Source organism: Afifella sp. H1R (assembly GCF_021462425.1).
GTDB lineage: Bacteria > Pseudomonadota > Alphaproteobacteria > Rhizobiales > Afifellaceae > Afifella > Afifella aestuarii.
This window is the reverse complement of record NZ_JAKEDY010000002.1, coordinates 505,954-521,669: the sequence shown is the minus strand read 5'-3', so window position 1 is coordinate 521,669 and position 15,716 is coordinate 505,954. Positions and strand designations below refer to the sequence as shown.

Here is a 15,716-nt window from a genome sequence, read left to right as displayed (position 1 = left end):
AGCTCAGCCGGCCATGCCGATTCGCTTGGCCTTTTCCTCGTCGTACCACCAGGTGGTCTCGAAAGGAAAACTGTAGTCCGGCTTTGTTTCGGGGCGTGAGAACATGTCCCAGCGCGCCACGCGATGCGCATCCTGGTACCATTGCGGCACGACGAAATAATGGGCGCGCAAGACCCGGTCGAGCGCCCGCAGGATGTTGCGGTGGGTGTCACGGTCTTTGGCCGCGAGGGCCTGATCGATGAGGGCATCGACCGCCTTGAGGTGAATGCCCGCATAATTGCGCGAGCCAGGCAGATCCGCGGAGGCGCTGCCATAGGATGCGCGCAGCGATTCCAGGGGCGTGGGCGTCGTGCGGAAACGCAGACCAATGACGTCGAAATTGAACTCCGAGGCGCGTGCCTGGTATTGCGCCGAATCGACCGGGCGGATCGAGGCGTCGACGCCGAGCCGGCGGAGCGAATCGACGAATTTGCCGAGAACGCGTTCCGAGACCGGATCGTTCTGGATCAGGAATTCGACCGAGAGGACGTCGCCCTGATTGTTGACGAGGCGGCCGCCGTTGCGGCTCCAGCCGGCCTGGCGAAGAAGCTCGTCCGCCTTGCGGAGATTGTCGCGATCGACACCTGAGCCATCGGAGGTCGGCGGCACCACAGCGGGCCCGAAGACCTCCTCCGGCAACTCGTCCCGAAAAGGTTCGAGGAGCGCAAGTTCGGCATCCGAAGGCTCGCCTTCCGCGGCATAGACGGATTTTTCAAACCAGGATGCCGTGCGGCGATAGGAATCGTAGAAGAGATTGGTGTTGAGCCATTCGAAATCGAAGGCGAGGCCGATCGCCTGACGTATGGCCGGATCGGCAAATTTCCCGCGGCGGGTGTTGAAGTACCACGCCTGAAAGTCCGGGAGCTTTTCGTCGGGCATCAATTCCGTCGCCACCTTGCCGCTCACGACGGCCGGAAAGTCGTACTCGGTCGCCCAACTCTTGGATGAGAGTTCCTCGCGGAAGGTCAAGGCGCCCTTCTTGAAGGCCTCGAATCCTGCCTGCCTGTCGCGGAAAAACTCGAGCCGGATCACGTCGAAATTGTGAAAGCCGCGATTGATGGGGAGATCCTTGGCCCAGTAATCCTCCACCCGCCGATACTCGATAAAGCGGCCCTGCTGCAGCTCGCCCACCTCATAGGGGCCGGAACCGAGAGGCGCGTCGAGTGTCGACGCATCGAATGCGCGGCCTTGGTACCAGGCGCGCGAGAAGATCGGCAGCTGCGCGACGACGAGCTTCAGTTCGGGAGAATGCTTGCCCGACAGTTTGACGACGACGTCGTGCTCGCCGTCCGCCTCGACGGAAACCATTTCCTTCAACGGCAGAAGCAGGTCCGGATGGCCCTTCTCCTTCAGGATATTCATCGAATAGACGACGTCATCGGCGACGAGTGGCGTGCCGTCGTTGAAGCGGGCTTCCGGACGAAGACGGAAGTGCAGCGTGAGACCGTCTTCGGAGACTTCGACGCTCTCCGCCACGAGCCCGTAACAGGCGTCCGGCTCGTCGGCGGCCCATTTCATGAGGCTGTCGAAGGTGAGCTCCATGAGCGGCGGGGCGTCGCCGCGGATGACGAAAGAGGAGAGCGTGTTGAAGGTGAGAAAGCTCTGATTGTAGTAGGACTGGCTCGGCACCATGACGAGCCGGCCGCCGCGTGGTGCATCGGGATTGACGTAGTCCAGGCGGGCAAAATCGGCGCCGTATTTGAGGTCGCCGAAGAGCGACATTCCGTGTCGGGGGCCGGCGGGCGTCGCGGCATGGGCCGCTCCGGCGAATCCGGACGCGCCGATCAGCTTCGGCGCCATCGCAAGCGATGCGGCGCCCAGAAGAGCGCCGCGGCGGGTGAACGAAATCACTCTGCCATCCTCAGTTTCTTTTCTTTCTCAGGGTCGATCCACCAGGAGTAGACGTCGACGCCCGCATAAGAGGGCTGCTTGTCCGGGATGCCGAACTTGTTCCAGTAGGCAAGCCAGATTTTCGGCAGATTCCACTGCGGTACCATGTAGTAGTTCCACAGGAGCACGCGGTCGAGGGCGCGGGTCGCCGCGACCAGGCTTTTGCGATCCGGCGCGTAGATGATGTCGTTGACGAGCTGGTCGACGGCTTCATTCTTGATCCCGGCGGCGTTGCGGCTGCCGCGCTGATCAGCGGCGTAGGAGCCCCAGAATTCGCGTTGTTCGTTGCCGGGTGATTGCGACTGGGGAAACGAACCCACGATGACGTCGTAATCGAAATCGTCGGTCAGCGCCTGGTATTGGGCCGCATCGACGATGCGGATCGACGTGTCGATGCCGAGCCGGCGCAGCGTGTTGGCGTAAGGCGACAATATCTTCTCGTCGTTCGGATCGTTGCCGAGAAACTGGATGGTGAAGCGCTCGCCCGTCTCCTTGTTGAAGAGGCCGCCATCGCGCTGCTCCCAGCCGGCCTCACGCAGGAGCTTGACCGCCTCGCGCAGATGGTCGCGCATCGCCTCGCGGCTGTCGAAGACGGGAAGTTTGAACTCTTCGGTGAAGACCTCGGGCGGAACCTTGTCGCGCACCTTTTCCAGATATTCGAGCTCCTTGCCTTCCGGCAGCCCGGTCTCTTCGAGCTCGGTGCCTTCGAAATAGCTGTTGGTGCGGCTGTAGAGATCGAAGAACAGGTTCTTGTTGAGGCTCTCGAAATCGAAGGCGAGCGTCAGGGCGTGGCGCACGCGCCGGTCGGAGAACTTGTCCCGGCGGGTGTTGAGCACATAGGCCTGCATCGGCTCGCCCGATGTCGTCTCGAATTCTTCTTTCTTGACGTCGCCGCGCTGTGCGGCGGGAAAATCATACCCCTGAGCCCAGCGCTGGGCACGGTTTTCCGCTCGGAAGTCGTAGATGCCGCCCTTGGTGAACGCTTCCCAGACCGCATTGGCATCGCGGAAATACTCATAGCGGATCTCATCGAAATTGTAGCGGCCGACCCGCAACGGATGGTCCTTACCCCAATAATCCGGCACGCGCTCCCAGATCACGCTGCGGCCGGGGATGAAGGATTTGATCCGGTAGGGTCCCGAGGAGAGCGGCGGCTCCAAGGTCGGCTGCGTGATATCGCGCTTCTTGCCGTTCTTGTCGGTGCCCGTCCACCAATGCTTCGGTACGATGACGAGATCGCCCATGATGTTGGGGAGCTCGCGATTGCCTTTCTGGTCGAAGGTGAAGGTGACCTCGCGCTCGCCAGTGATCTCGGCTTTGACGACGTTGTGGTAGTACTGATTGTACTGCGGGTTGATCTCTTTGAGCGTATTGAAGGACCACACCACGTCCTCGGCCGTGATCGGCTCGCCGTCATGCCAGCGCGCCTTCGGATTGAGCCGGAAGGTCGCCGAGGAATAATCGTCCGGATAGCTCATCGCCTCGGCGATGAGGGCGTAGCTGGTGCTCGGTTCTTCCTCGGACGGCTCCATCAGGCTGTCGTAGCCGATGCCGCCGCGCGCATTGACGATGAGACCGAGACCCGCCGCGACCGTGCCGCGGATGATGAAGGGATTGAGGCTGTCGAAGGTGCCGACCGCCACCTGGTTGAGCGTACCGCCCTTCGGCGCATCGACATTGACGTAATCGTAATGGGCGAAATCCGGCCCGTATTTCGGCTCCTGGATGAGCGACGTCGCATGGCGCCAGGTTTTCTCGTCGCGCGGCTGGTCCGCATCCTGCGCCTGGGCGCTCACAAAGCCGCCGAGCGCGAGCAGGCAGACGAGGGGAAGCTGGAGGAAGCGTGCTGTCATGTAAGAGGCCGGATCTCGCTGTGTCGAAACATCATGATAAACGCCGAAGGATCGCGTTTCACCCGCCGAGACGCGACCTGACGAAAATTTAACCCGTTGTTTTGTCAGACAAAAGAACGCCGCGGCAAAGCCGCGGCGTCAACAGGGTCATTTTGTCCGACTGCAAGGGCTCATTGCCCGGGCAGCGGTGCTGGGTTGGCCGAGAGCGTGCGCAGATAGGCGAGCAGCGCTGCGCGGTCCTCGTCCTTCTTGACGCCGGCGAAGATCATCTTCGTTCCAGGCACCACGCCGCGCGGATCGGCGAGATAGGTGTCCAGGTGGTTGTAGGTCCACGTCCCGATCTCCTGCGCATGCTTCTGCATGGCATCGGTGTACTTGAAGCCTTCATGTGCCGCGGCCTGACGGTTGACGATCTCCCAGAGGTTCGGGCCGATCCGGTTGGCGCCGCCCTTATCGAAGGTGTGGCAGGCGCGGCACTGCGCGGCGACCTTTTCGCCCGCCTCCGGCGAGGCATCGGCGATCATGGCGACCGTCGGGCTCGGCGGCTCCTGATTCCCGGCAGGCGCCTGAGCCTGCTGCCGACCCTCGGCCGGCTGCTGGTTCTGAGGTTGCTGCTCTGCCTCACCCTGCTGAGCCTGTTGCTGCCCCTGTTGCTGAGCGTCCGCCGTCGCCTGACCTGCCGGTGATGGTGCGGCCTGAGACTGCTGCGGTGGCTGCTGCGCATTCTCCGGCTGCGGTTCTGCGGATTGTTCGCCGGCCTGCTCGCCCTGGGCCTGCTCGCCTTGGGCCTGCTCGCCCTGGGCCTGCTGTTGACCGGCATCGCCGCCCGGCACATCGGAGGCGCCCTGCTCGGTTGCCGATTGGGCCGTCTCCTCCGTCACTTCGCCTTCGGGAGCTGCCGTCCCGCCACCTGTTGCGGTCGCAGGAGCCGGCGTCTCTTCCGGCGTTGCCTCTGCCTGCGCTCCTCCAGCTTCGCCTTCAGACGCGGCGGCTTCATCGCCGCCTTCGGCTGGCGCGGCTTCGGGCTCGGGCAAAGGCAGAGGATCGTCGGAGAGCGTGTGCAGATAGGCGATGACGTTGGCGCGGTCCTGATCGTCCTTGATGCCGGCGAAGTTCATCGCCGTGCCTGGCACCACGCCCTTCGGATTGGTCAGGTAACTGTCGAGATGTTCAAACGTCCATTCGCCTTCGGTCTTGGCGAATTCCTGCATGGCGTCGGTGTAGCTGAAGCCCTCCTCCGACGCGACGGGACGTCCGACGACGTTCCAGAGCAGCGGACCGATCTTGTTGCCTTCGCCCTTCTGGAAGTTGTGGCAAGCCACGCATTGCTTGGCGGTGCGCTGTCCGGCATCCGTGTCGGCATTGGCAAGGCGAACCGGCAGAGGTTCCGGGCCTGCGGGCTCGGCAGCCGTGTCGCCGCCGCCGCTCTCTTCGGCTGTCGCGATGACGTAGCCGGGCTCGTCCAGCTCCGGCGATTCAAACAGCATATCTCCGAGAACAGACAGGCCGAAGGCGACCAGCAGCGTCCCCAGGATCGCCATTGCGTAGGTGTTCCAGGCGGGCGAATGCATTGAAATCTCTACTCCGCTTTATTGGCCGGGCTGCAAATAGGGCGCACCACACCCGGGAGGCAAGGTTGAGAGCGCTGAAGCTCTCGGTTTGACGGTTCCATCGCGGGCGTATAAGCCCGCCGCCGAAGTTCCTTTCCAGTGTATCTCGATGAATTTTCGATGAATCCTCTCATCGTTATCCCGGCACGGCTTGCCGCCACGCGGCTGCCGGAAAAACCCCTCGCCGATATCGCCGGCCGTCCGATGATCGCCCATGTCGTGGACCGCGGCCACGAGTCCGGGCTTGGTCCGGTCGTCGTGGCGACCGACGAGAAGCGCATCGCCGAGGCAGCCGAAGCGGCCGGCGCGATCGCCATCATGACGCGGGCCGACCATCCCTCGGGCTCCGACCGCATCGCCGAAGCGCTCGAGACATTCGATCCGGAAGGCCGGCACGATGTCGTCGTCAATATGCAGGGCGATCTGCCGACCTTCGATCCCGCCACGCTCGCCGCGGCTCTCCGCCCCCTTGAAGATCCGGAGGTGGCGATCACCACGCTCACGGCAGAGATTTCGGAGAGAGGGGAACGGACGAACCCCAATGTCGTCAAAGTCGTCGGCACGCCGGTCGCGCCAGATCGGCTGCGGGCGCTTTATTTCACCCGTGCGACGGCGCCGTATGGGGAGGGACCATTGTTTCATCACATCGGACTTTATGTCTATCGGCGCGCCGCTCTGCAACGTTTCGTCGCATTGCCACCCGGCATTTTGGAACGTCGCGAAAAGTTGGAGCAGCTGCGGGCACTCGAAAACGGCATGCGCATCGACGCCATGATCGTCGAAACCGTGCCGCTCGGCGTCGACACAATGGCGGATCTGGAGCGCGCACGCGCCATCCTTGCAGGAGAAGCGGAATGAACATGGCCGAGGCGAGACGCGTCGTCTTCCAGGGAGAACCCGGCGCCAACTCCCACATCGCCTGCCAGGATGTGTTTCCGGCGGCCGAAGCGGTGCCGCTCGCGACCTTCGAGGATTGCTTTCAGGCGATCGAGACGGGGGAGGCCGATCTCGGCATGATCCCGATCGAAAATTCCGTCGCTGGCCGCGTCGCGGATATCCACCATCTCCTGCCGTCCTCGACGCTCTCCATCATCGGCGAGTATTTCCTGCCGATTCGCCACCAGCTTCTCGGCCTCAAAGGTGCGCGCCTTGAGGATGTGAAGACGGTGCAAAGCCATGTCATGGCGCTCGGCCAGTGCCGCAAATTCCTGCGCGCCAATGGGTTGAAGGCTGAAGTGGCCGCCGACACAGCGGGTTCAGCCCATCAGGTGGCGGACCTCGGCGACAAGAGCCGCGCGGCGATCGCGACACGGCTTGCAGCCGAAGTCTATGGCCTCGACATTCTGGCCGAGGATATCGAGGACGAGGCGCACAACACCACACGCTTCATCATCCTGTCGCGCGAGCCGCAGCAGCCGGCGATCGAGGCGGGACCGGCCGTCACCACCTTCATCTTCCGCGTCCGCAACGTTCCGGCCGCGCTCTACAAGGCGCTGGGCGGCTTTGCGACCAATGGCGTGAATATGACGAAGCTCGAGAGCTATCAGCTCGGCGGCACCTTCTTCGCCACGCAGTTCTACGCCGATGTCGAAGGCCATCCGGACGATCCGATGGTGGCGCTCGCTCTCGAAGAGCTGCAGTTCTTCTCGGCCGAGTTCCGGGTCGTGGGTGTCTATCCGGCCGATCCGTTTCGCGCCCATCAGGCGGAGCCGGAAGCGAACCGCGCGCTCAGACCCTCCCGCGGGGCGTAAAGCGATAGGATGACGGAAGGCGAGGGCCGTGAGGCGCTCGCTATTTCCCCTCCGCCCAATCGGCCCAGTCCGCGATGAGGCGGTGCGCGATCGCCATTTCGGGCGGCGCCGTCAGCCCATCCGGATGCGTGCCGGTGAGCATCCGGTGGACCTCATCGCGGGTGAACCAGCGGCAATCTTCAAGCTCGCTTTCATCGCGCGTGATCTCGTTGGAGGCGGCCTCCGCATGGCAGCCGATCATAAGCGAGGAGACGAAAGGCCAGGGCTGGCTGGAATGGTAGCGCACACGCCCCGTCCGGATCCCCGCCTCCTCGGCGATCTCGCGCCTCACCGCCGCTTCGATCGTCTCCCCCGGTTCCAGAAACCCCGCAAGCGCGGAATACATGCCGGGCTGAAAGCGATGCTGGCGGCCGAGAAGGCAGGCGTCATGGTTCTGCGCCGGGTCGATGACGAGCATGATGACGACCGGATCCGTGCGCGGAAAATGCTCTCTCTCACAGGACGGACAGTGCCGCTTCACGCCGCCTGCCCGCATCTCCGTCTCGCTCCCGCATCTCGCGCAGAAACGATGGTTCTGATGCCAGGCAAGCAGTGACCGCGCCTGCGCGAGCCCGCCGAGATCTTCCGCCGACAGAAGGCCCTGGACCGCGAGGGAGCGAAGATCGATCGCCCGCAGCGGCTCCGGCCACTCTGCCTGCGGGATCGCCATGGCGGCAAGCCGCGGCTCTGCGCCGAGAAATCCGAGAAGAATGAGGGTGGCGGGATCGAAGCCGATGGCCTCGGCCTCGTTCACCGAAAAGGCGGCCTGCGGCTCCGGAGAGATCTTCACGAGAGCACGGTCTTCGCAAAAGAGGTGGATCCGCGCATCGGGTGAACCGAGCGCGATCTCGACCGCATGTTCCGCGCGATGCTCGCTCTGCCGGTCGAAATTGTTTCCCGCGAAGCCGTTTGCGGCGCTCGCCTCGAGGAAAGGGCGATCTAGGAAGCTTGAGGACATGACGCGTTCAGGCCGAAGCGGCTGCAAAAGCGTCTTCCAGGCGGCGGATGAGTGTGTCTTTCGCCTCGATCGCGTAAGGCCTTGCAGGGACCGCGCCCCAGACGGGCTTCGGCCAGGCCGGGTCGCCGACGAAACGGGCGATGACGTGGATGTGAAGCTGGCGGACCTCGTTGCCGAGGGCGGCGACATTGAGCTTGTCGCAGCCCGTCACCTGCCGGAGCGACCGCGCCGCCGCGTCGATCTCGCCGATCAGAACGTTCTGCTGCGCGACATCGAGATCGATGATCTCGGCGAGCTCCGGCCGCGCCGGCACCAGGATGAGCCATGGATAGGTGGCGTCGTTCATCAGCCGAACATGGCAGAGAGGGAATTCGGTGAGCGGAAACGTATCGGCGGCGAGCCGAGGATGAAGAGAAAAGCCGGACATGACCTCGTGACCTAGAGCCTGTGTGAGGCTCTAACACCTGCCAGGGCCGGCGCGAAGGGAGGATCTGTGGCAATTGACGCGGCGCCCGCCCCGGCTTACGCCACCGCAGGATTGATATGGGCAAGACCGGCAGCAACTCACCGGCAGGGGAAGACGAAGAAAATGGCCGATCACACCGAACTCGCGGCGACCATCGACGAGGCCTTCGAAAAGCGCGGCGAGCTCAGCCCGGAGACGCAAGGACCGGTGCGCGATGCCGTCGATGCGGCGCTCGACCTTCTCGACAGCGGCGAAGAGCGTGTGGCCGCGCCGGGACCTGATGGCAACTGGCACGTCAATCAATGGCTGAAGAAGGCGGTGCTGCTGTCTTTCCGCCTGACGCCGATGTCGGTGATCGAGGGTGGTCCGGGCGGAGCCGTGTGGTGGGACAAGGTGCCGTCGAAGTTTACCGGCTGGGGGGCCGCGGATTTCGAGAGCGCAGGTTTTCGCGCGGTGCCCAATTGTGTGGTGCGTCGCTCAGCCTTCATCGCGCCGGGCGCGGTCTTGATGCCGTCCTTCGTCAATCTCGGCGCCCATGTCGGCGAGGGGGCGATGATCGACACCTGGGCGACGGTCGGCTCCTGCGCGCAGATCGGCAAGAACGTGCATCTTTCGGGCGGTGCGGGCATCGGCGGTGTGCTGGAACCGTTGCAGGCCGGACCGGTGGTCATCGAGGATGATTGCTTCATCGGTGCACGTGCCGAAGTCGCCGAAGGTGTGATCGTGCGCCAGGGCTCGGTCTTGTCGATGGGAGTCTATCTCGGCGCGTCGACAAAAATCGTCGATCGCAACACCGGTGAGGTGTTTATCGGCGAAGTGCCCCCATATTCTGTGGTCGTGCCGGGCACGATGCCCAGCAAGAACCTGCCGGGTGAAAACTGGGGGCCACAGCTATATTGCGCCGTCATCGTCAAGCGTGTCGACGAGCGCACCCGCGCCAAGACCTCTATCAACGAGCTCTTGCGCAGCTGACGCGTCCCGCCAGCATTTGGAGGCAAGATGGCGCGCAGCCTGCTTTGGCTTTTTTTCCGCTTTGATGGCCGCATCGGCCGCGAAGTCTACTGGCTCGCCAATTTCGGCGTGGTGGCGGTGCTGGCCTTCCTGCTGCAGCCGGATGTCCACCCGCAGACGGGCGATGTCACCTTCCACAATCCGACGCTCGCCAGCTTCGCTCTCATTGTCGGCATGGTCTGCTCCATCGCCATCGGTGTGAAGCGGTTGCACGATTTCAACGCGACGGGCGCCTTTGCGGCGATCCTACTCGTTCCCGTTCTGTCGATTTTCGCTACCATCGCCTTCGGTGTCGTGCGGGGCACCGGCGGAAAGAACCGGTTTGGCGAGGCGCCGAACCTGCCGCCGAGGTGAGGGAGGCCGAGGATGGACTGGAAATATCTCTATACGAGCTTCGAAGGGCGCATCGCGCGCAAGGATTGGTGGATCGGGGTCATCGGCCTCTTCATCATTTCTCTCATCGCGACGCTGCTTTTCGGCAATGACGGGCTGATCGCCTTTCTGATTTCCGTCTTCCTGTTTTTGGCCGGCATCGCCTGTCACGTGAAACGTTTTCACGATCGCGGCCGCTCGGGCTGGTGGGCGCTCATCATTCTGATCCCGGTCATCGGACCGATCTGGGCCATCGTCGATCTCGGCCTCCTGGAGGGAGATCCGGACGCCAACAGCTGGGGCCCGCCCCCGGAAACGCGTCTCATCCCGTGACCGTGATCGACCCCGTCCAGCTCGCCCGCGATTTGATCCGCGCACCTTCGGTGACGCCCGAAGCGGCGCCGGCGCTCGACGTCCTCGAGGCGGCGTTGAAGCCGCTCGGTTTCGCTGTCGATCGGCCCGTTTTCTCCGAGGTCGGCACACCGGACGTGGAGAACCTCTTCGCCGTCATCGGTGAAGGCGATTACCATCTCACCTTCGCCGGTCATGTCGATGTGGTGCCACCCGGAGAGGAAGCCGCCTGGCGGCATCCACCCTTTTCCGGAGCGCTCGATGAGAACCTCGTCTACGGGCGCGGCGCCGTCGATATGAAGGGCGCGATCGCGGCGATGGTCGCCGCCTTCTCGCGCTTCAAGGCGCGCCGCAGCGATTTTTCCGGCCGTTTTTCCTTCCTCATTACGGGCGATGAAGAAGGGCCCGGCATCAACGGCACGACCAAGCTGCTCGATTGGGCGAAGGCTCGAGGGCATGAATTCTCCGGCGCGCTCGTCGGCGAGCCGACATCTGCAGACTGGGTCGGAGATCAGGTCAAGATCGGCCGGCGCGGCAGCTTTTCGGCGACCATCGTCGCGCATGGGCGGCAGGGCCACGCCGCCTATCCGCATCTCGCTGAGAATGCGGTGATGCGCTTGATGACGCTGCTCGAGGGGCTGACGGCGACGCCTCTCGATGAAGGCAGTGCCCATTTCGAGCCTTCGACGCTCGAGGTCGTCGATGTCGCGACAGGCAATAGCGCCTGGAACGTCATTCCCGGAGAGGCCCGGGCCCGCTTCAACAGCCGCTTCAACGATTGCTGGACGCGGACGAGCCTGCGCGCCGAAATCGAGAGACGGCTGAGCGAGGCGGCCAAAGGCGAGATCCATTGGAGCCTGGAAGAGGGGCAGCCGCCGAGCGATTCCTTTCTTGCCCGGGACGAGGCGCTGATCGGCAGTTTGAGCGGGGCCGTTTCCGCCATCGTCGGTTCACGTCCGCGCCTCTCGACGGGCGGCGGGACATCGGATGCGCGCTTCATCAAGGATTTTTGCCCGGTCGTGGAGCTGGGTCTCGTCGGCGCCACGATGCATCAGACCGACGAAAGGGTGCCGGCCGCCGATCTCGAGGAGCTGACACGCATCTACGAAGCCTTCCTGGACAGCATCTTCGCCCGCACGCAATGATCTTCTCTTACTGCATCCAACAAGTCACCGGCGCATGGAAGGTGATGAACGGCCGTGCCGAAGGGCTGCAGGAACTCGATCTGACATTGGAGGGGTTCTGGCGCTCGTTCGGTGCGGTGATCCTCATCATCCCATTCACGCTCGTTGCGATCTCCTCCGAGAAAATTGCGCTGACGGCGACCGATCACGCCGTGACGGTTCTGGCCGGGAGCTTCGTCTCCCTGCGGCTCTTCGGCCTCGCCCTCGATTGGGTCGCGTTTCCGATCTTCTTTGCGCTCGTTGCCCGCCCGCTCGGGGTTGCCACGCATTATGTGCCGTTCATCGTGGCGCGCAATTGGAGTGCGGTGGTGATCGCCGGCATGTTCGCGCTGCCGCATGCGCTCCACGCGACGGGCTTCGTGCCGCTTCCGGTCCTCTCTTTCCTTCTGCTGGCGCTGTTCGTGGTCGCCTTGCGCTTTTCCTATCTGGTGGTCCGCACCGCACTCGCCGTGCCGGTGATGATGGCCGTGCCCGTCGTTCTGCTGCAGCTCTTGATCGGGATTTTGATCGAGGTGAGCCTCGACCGCATTTTCGTCGGGGTGATGTAGCCGGCGTCGCTCAGGCGTCGTCTTCTGGATAATCGACCTTCGCCAGATAAAGCCCGTCGGGCGGTGCCAGGGGTCCGCAGCGGCGGCGGTCGCATGCGGTGAGTGCCTCGGCGACGTTGCGCGCCCGCCATTTGCCCTCGCCGACGAGTTTCAGCGTGCCGACGAAGGAACGCACCTGGCTGTGCAGGAAAGAGCGCGCGGAGGTTTCGACCACGACCATATCGAGTTCACGCCGCACGCTGATCCGGTCGAGGGTTTTGACCGGGCTCTTCGCCTGGCATTCGGCCGCCCGGAAGGTGGTGAAATCATGCCGCCCGACGAGCGTCTGCGCCGCCTCGTGCATGGCATCGGCATCAAGCGGCACCGGCACCTGCCAGGCCCGATCACGCTCCAAAGCGAGTGGCGGGCGCCGGTTGACGATGCGGTAGAGATAATGCCGCTTTTCCGCCGAAAACCGCGCATCGAAATCGTCAGGTACTTGCCTTGCCGCGAGGATCGCGACCGGCGCGGGTCGCAGATGCGCGTTGAGGGCGTCACGCACCGTGTCGTCCGGCCAGTCTTTTTGCAGGTCGCAATGCGCCACCTGGCCGAGCGCATGCACGCCCGTATCGGTGCGGCCGGCGCCCCGGATCCGGATCTCTTCGCCCGTGAAGGCAAAGATCGCATCTTCGATCGCGGCCTGCACGGAAGGGCCCGTCGTCTGCCGTTGCCAGCCGACGAAAGGGCCGCCGTCATATTCGATCAGGAGGCGGTAGCGGGGCATAACGAGGCTCTGCCGAAGGGCGCCAGGGCGTGCTGTCTCACGCGACGAGGATGCGGAAATCGGCTGGCAGGCCGCGCAGTGCCGCCTCGGCATCCATCGCCTGCTTGCCGGCACGCTGCACCTCGACGAGGCGAATGGCACCGTCGCCGCAGGCGATGGTCATCCTGTCGAGGAGCTCGCCCGGTTGGCCCGAACTTTCGGCTTTTTCCGAGCGCAGCACTTTCACGCGTTCGCGCTTGCCGCCCGCCTCGATCTCAAACCAGGCGCCGGGGAAGGGCGAGAGCCCGCGGATGAGGTTGTGCACCTCAGGAGAGGGCTGCGACCAGTCGATCTTCGCTTCACTCTTGTCGATCTTGGAGGCGTAGGTGACGCCGTCTTCGGCCTGAGGGGTGGCCGTCAGCGCCCCCCGCTCCAACGCGCCGAGCGCCCGCACCATCAAATCGGCGCCAAGACGCGCGAGCCGGTCGTGCAGCTGCCCCGTCGTCTCGTCGGGACCGATCGGCGTCTTTTCGGCAAGGCACACCGGGCCGGTATCGAGACCTTCGTCCATGCGCATGACCATGACGCCGGTTTCCGGATCGCCCGCCATGACGGCGCGCTGAATCGGGGCCGCCCCGCGCCAGCGCGGCAGGAGCGAGCCGTGGAGATTGAGGCAGCCTTCACTCGGCGCGTCCAGGATCGGCTTCGGCAGGATGAGCCCATAGGCGACGACGACGGCGACGTCGGCCTGAAGTTCCGCAAATTCCGCCTGCACCTCTTCGTTCTTGAGGCTCTTCGGCGTGCGCACCGGAATGCCGAAGCGCTCGGCATGAAGATGCACTGGGCTTTTGCGCTCCGCCATGCCGCGGCCGGCGGGGCGCGGCGGTTGCGTGTAGACGGCTGCGATCTCGTGGCCCTGGCCGACGAGTTCGAGGAAGGTCGGCACGGCGAAATCCGGCGTGCCCATGAAAATCACTTTGAGTGTCATCGCCTGTCCCTTTGCCCCTTCCGGGGACGGCTACATGGCCGAACTGGCGCTGCGTTCTTTCTCGCGCGCCGCCTTGGTGAAACGGCGGATGACCATGTCGCGCTTCAGCTTGGAGAGATAATCGATAAAGAGGACGCCGTTCAGATGGTCGACCTCATGCTGGATGCAGGTGGCGAGAAGACCGTCGGCTTCGAGCTCCTGTTCCTTGCCGTCATAGTCGCGATACGTCACCTTCACCCGGGCGGGGCGCTCCACCTCCGCAAAATATTCCGGGATCGAGAGGCAGCCTTCCTCGTGCACGTTCGGATCGTCGGAGCGCCACACGATCTGCGGATTGACGAGAAACAGAGGCTCGCGCTTGTCCTCTTCGCGGCTGACGTCGATGGTGATGACCCGCTTCGGCACGCCGACCTGGATGGCCGCGAGGCCGATGCCGGGCGCCTCGTACATCGTCTCCAGCATGTCGTCGAGAAGCTTCTGGATCGGCTCGCTCATGCCCTCGACGGGGTCGCTGAGCTTGCGCAGGACGGGATCGGGAAGTGTGACGATGTCGAGTTTGGCCATGGCCCTCGCGACTTAGGGTTTCCGGGGCCTGCGGTCAATGTCGGGTGACGGCCGAGTGTACGCGGCGAATCAGCTATGTTCATGAAATGGACTCATGGTCGCCTGTCTTTGCCGATGCACTTGGCCGACTTTCCGACGCCGACCCGCTTGTGCTGTCGGCGGCCGGCTTCGGTGGGCTCGTGCTTCTCGTCGTGCTCCTCCTCGCTCTGCGGGCCGGTGCGAAGAACCGTCGTCTGGCTGCTGAGGCGAGCGTGCAGGCGGCGGAGATGCGCGGTGAGCTCTCGGCGCTCCTGAAAACCCAGGCGGAAATGTCGGGGCGCATGCAGTCGATGGCGGAAATTTTCGGCAGCCGCCAGTCGGAGCTCAACCGGCATCTCTCGGAACGTCTCGATGGGATCGGCCACCGTCTCAACCGCTCTGTCGGCGAGGCGGCGCAGAACACCGGCGAAAATCTGCGCCAGCTGCATGAGCGTCTTGCCGTGCTCGACCGGGCGCAGAGGAATATCACCGAGCTTGCTGGTCAGGTGACGACCCTGTCGAACATCCTCGGCAACAAGCAGACGCGCGGTGCCTTCGGTCAGGCGCGCATGGAAGCGATCGTCGCCGACGGCCTGCCGAAGAGGGCCTACCAGTTCCAGGCGACGCTGAAATCCGGCGCGCGACCGGATTGCCTCGTCTTCATGCCGAACGGCGTGCCGCCGCTCGTCGTCGACGCCAAGTTCCCGCTTGAAGGCTACAATGCCTTCAAGGATGCGGAGACGGCGGAGACAAAGAAGGCGGCTCAGGCGCAGTTCCGCACGGATCTCCTGAAGCATATCCGCGACATTCAGGAGCGGTATCTCACTCCCGGCGAGACGCAGGACACGGCCTTCATGTTCGTGCCCTCCGAGACGGTCTTCGCGGAGATCCATGAACGCTTCGAAGAGGTCGTGCAGCGCGCCTACCGGGCGCGCGTCGTCATCGTCTCGCCGTCGCTTCTGATGCTGTCGATCCAGGTGATGCAGGCCGTCCTGCGCGATGCGCGGCTGCGCGAGCAGGCGCATGTCATCCAGGAAGAGGTGATGTCCTTGATGGAGGATCTCGGACGTCTCGACGAGCGTATCAGGAAACTCGCCACGCATTTCGGCCAGACGAGCCGCGACATCGAACAGATCCTGATTTCGAGCGACAAGCTGCAGAAGCGTGGTGCCCGGATAGAGGGCCTGGGCTTCGGCGAGGAAGCGGAGGAGGAGAAGCTCGCGGCCGGCGGCGAGGGGTAGGGCAGAGCGGTTGTCGGCAAAGCGAAGGGACAATGAGCCACGTTTCCGTCCCCTCACTCTCGGGAGGCTGCCTCTTGGTGCCCTCAGCAGG

The 15,716-nt window shown here is 63.9% G+C and carries 16 protein-coding genes; 8 read left to right on the top strand and 8 right to left on the bottom strand.

The window, feature by feature from the left end; genetic code table 11:
• Window positions 1-3: 3 nt before the first annotated feature.
• From L0F51_RS14065 to L0F51_RS14055, 3 genes are all read right to left on the bottom strand, one after another.
• Entirely contained in the window at window positions 4-1,890 is a 1,887-nt protein-coding gene (locus L0F51_RS14065; protein ID WP_234629821.1) for an extracellular solute-binding protein, read from the bottom strand.
• On the bottom strand, window positions 1,887-3,782 hold the full coding sequence (locus tag L0F51_RS14060; RefSeq protein ID WP_234629820.1) for an extracellular solute-binding protein: 1,896 nt from the start codon (window positions 3,780-3,782) through the stop codon (window positions 1,887-1,889). The genes L0F51_RS14065 and L0F51_RS14060 overlap by 4 nt, the downstream gene beginning before the upstream one ends.
• Before the next feature lie 170 nt (window positions 3,783-3,952).
• Window positions 3,953-5,353, bottom strand: a complete 1,401-nt coding sequence (locus L0F51_RS14055) for a cytochrome c family protein (RefSeq protein WP_234629819.1) — start codon at window positions 5,351-5,353, stop codon at window positions 3,953-3,955.
• A gap of 159 nt (window positions 5,354-5,512) precedes the next feature.
• Here L0F51_RS14055 and L0F51_RS14050 point away from each other — a divergent pair, with 159 nt between their 5' ends.
• Complete coding sequence (locus tag L0F51_RS14050) at window positions 5,513-6,250, top strand: 3-deoxy-manno-octulosonate cytidylyltransferase (protein WP_234629818.1); 738 nt, start codon at window positions 5,513-5,515, stop codon at window positions 6,248-6,250.
• 2 nt (window positions 6,251-6,252) lie between these two features.
• Window positions 6,253-7,143 (top strand): prephenate dehydratase, encoded by an 891-nt coding sequence (locus tag L0F51_RS14045; RefSeq protein WP_234630358.1) that lies wholly within the window; start codon window positions 6,253-6,255, stop codon window positions 7,141-7,143.
• Window positions 7,144-7,183: 40 nt separating this feature from the next.
• Here the strand turns inward: L0F51_RS14045 and nudC are convergent, their stop codons facing one another.
• Window positions 7,184-8,140: an NAD(+) diphosphatase gene (gene nudC, locus L0F51_RS14040; protein ID WP_234629817.1), complete on the bottom strand. Its 957-nt coding sequence runs from the start codon at window positions 8,138-8,140 to the stop codon at window positions 7,184-7,186.
• A gap of 7 nt (window positions 8,141-8,147) precedes the next feature.
• A complete protein-coding gene (locus tag L0F51_RS14035; protein ID WP_234629816.1) occupies window positions 8,148-8,567 on the bottom strand; it encodes an HIT domain-containing protein in 420 nt (139 codons plus the stop codon).
• Between the two features lie 162 nt (window positions 8,568-8,729).
• Between L0F51_RS14035 and dapD the strand changes: the two genes are divergently transcribed.
• Genes dapD through L0F51_RS14010 form a run of 5 tightly spaced genes read left to right on the top strand, consistent with a single transcriptional unit; the run spans window position 8,730 to window position 12,072 of the window.
• Entirely contained in the window at window positions 8,730-9,578 is an 849-nt protein-coding gene (gene dapD / locus L0F51_RS14030; RefSeq protein WP_234629815.1) for a 2,3,4,5-tetrahydropyridine-2,6-dicarboxylate N-succinyltransferase, read from the top strand.
• Window positions 9,579-9,605: 27 nt separating this feature from the next.
• On the top strand, window positions 9,606-9,971 hold the full coding sequence (locus tag L0F51_RS14025) for a DUF805 domain-containing protein (RefSeq protein WP_234629814.1): 366 nt from the start codon (window positions 9,606-9,608) through the stop codon (window positions 9,969-9,971).
• Window positions 9,972-9,983: 12 nt separating this feature from the next.
• A complete protein-coding gene (locus L0F51_RS14020; protein ID WP_234629813.1) occupies window positions 9,984-10,322 on the top strand; it encodes a DUF805 domain-containing protein in 339 nt (112 codons plus the stop codon).
• The gene (gene dapE, locus L0F51_RS14015; protein ID WP_234629812.1) at window positions 10,319-11,485 is read left to right on the top strand and encodes a succinyl-diaminopimelate desuccinylase; all 1,167 of its coding nucleotides are present in this window, start codon (window positions 10,319-10,321) and stop codon (window positions 11,483-11,485) included. Before L0F51_RS14020 ends, dapE begins: the two co-directional genes overlap by 4 nt.
• 44 nt (window positions 11,486-11,529) lie before the next feature.
• A complete protein-coding gene (locus L0F51_RS14010) occupies window positions 11,530-12,072 on the top strand; it encodes a hypothetical protein (RefSeq protein WP_234629811.1) in 543 nt (180 codons plus the stop codon).
• A 10-nt stretch (window positions 12,073-12,082) separates the two neighbouring features.
• On the opposite strand, the gene truA is transcribed toward L0F51_RS14010, so the two are convergent.
• The 3 genes from truA to def are packed head-to-tail and all read right to left on the bottom strand — an operon-like array spanning window position 12,083 to window position 14,366.
• Window positions 12,083-12,835, bottom strand: a complete 753-nt coding sequence (gene truA, locus L0F51_RS14005; RefSeq protein WP_234629810.1) for a tRNA pseudouridine(38-40) synthase TruA — start codon at window positions 12,833-12,835, stop codon at window positions 12,083-12,085.
• A 37-nt stretch (window positions 12,836-12,872) separates the two neighbouring features.
• Complete coding sequence (fmt, locus tag L0F51_RS14000) at window positions 12,873-13,802, bottom strand: methionyl-tRNA formyltransferase (RefSeq protein ID WP_234629809.1); 930 nt, start codon at window positions 13,800-13,802, stop codon at window positions 12,873-12,875.
• A gap of 30 nt (window positions 13,803-13,832) precedes the next feature.
• A complete protein-coding gene (gene def / locus L0F51_RS13995; protein WP_234629808.1) occupies window positions 13,833-14,366 on the bottom strand; it encodes a peptide deformylase in 534 nt (177 codons plus the stop codon).
• Between the two features lie 86 nt (window positions 14,367-14,452).
• Between def and L0F51_RS13990 the strand changes: the two genes are divergently transcribed.
• Window positions 14,453-15,625, top strand: coding sequence for a DNA recombination protein RmuC (locus L0F51_RS13990; RefSeq protein WP_234629807.1), 1,173 nt, complete (start codon window positions 14,453-14,455; stop codon window positions 15,623-15,625).
• Window positions 15,626-15,716: the final 91 nt, after the last annotated feature.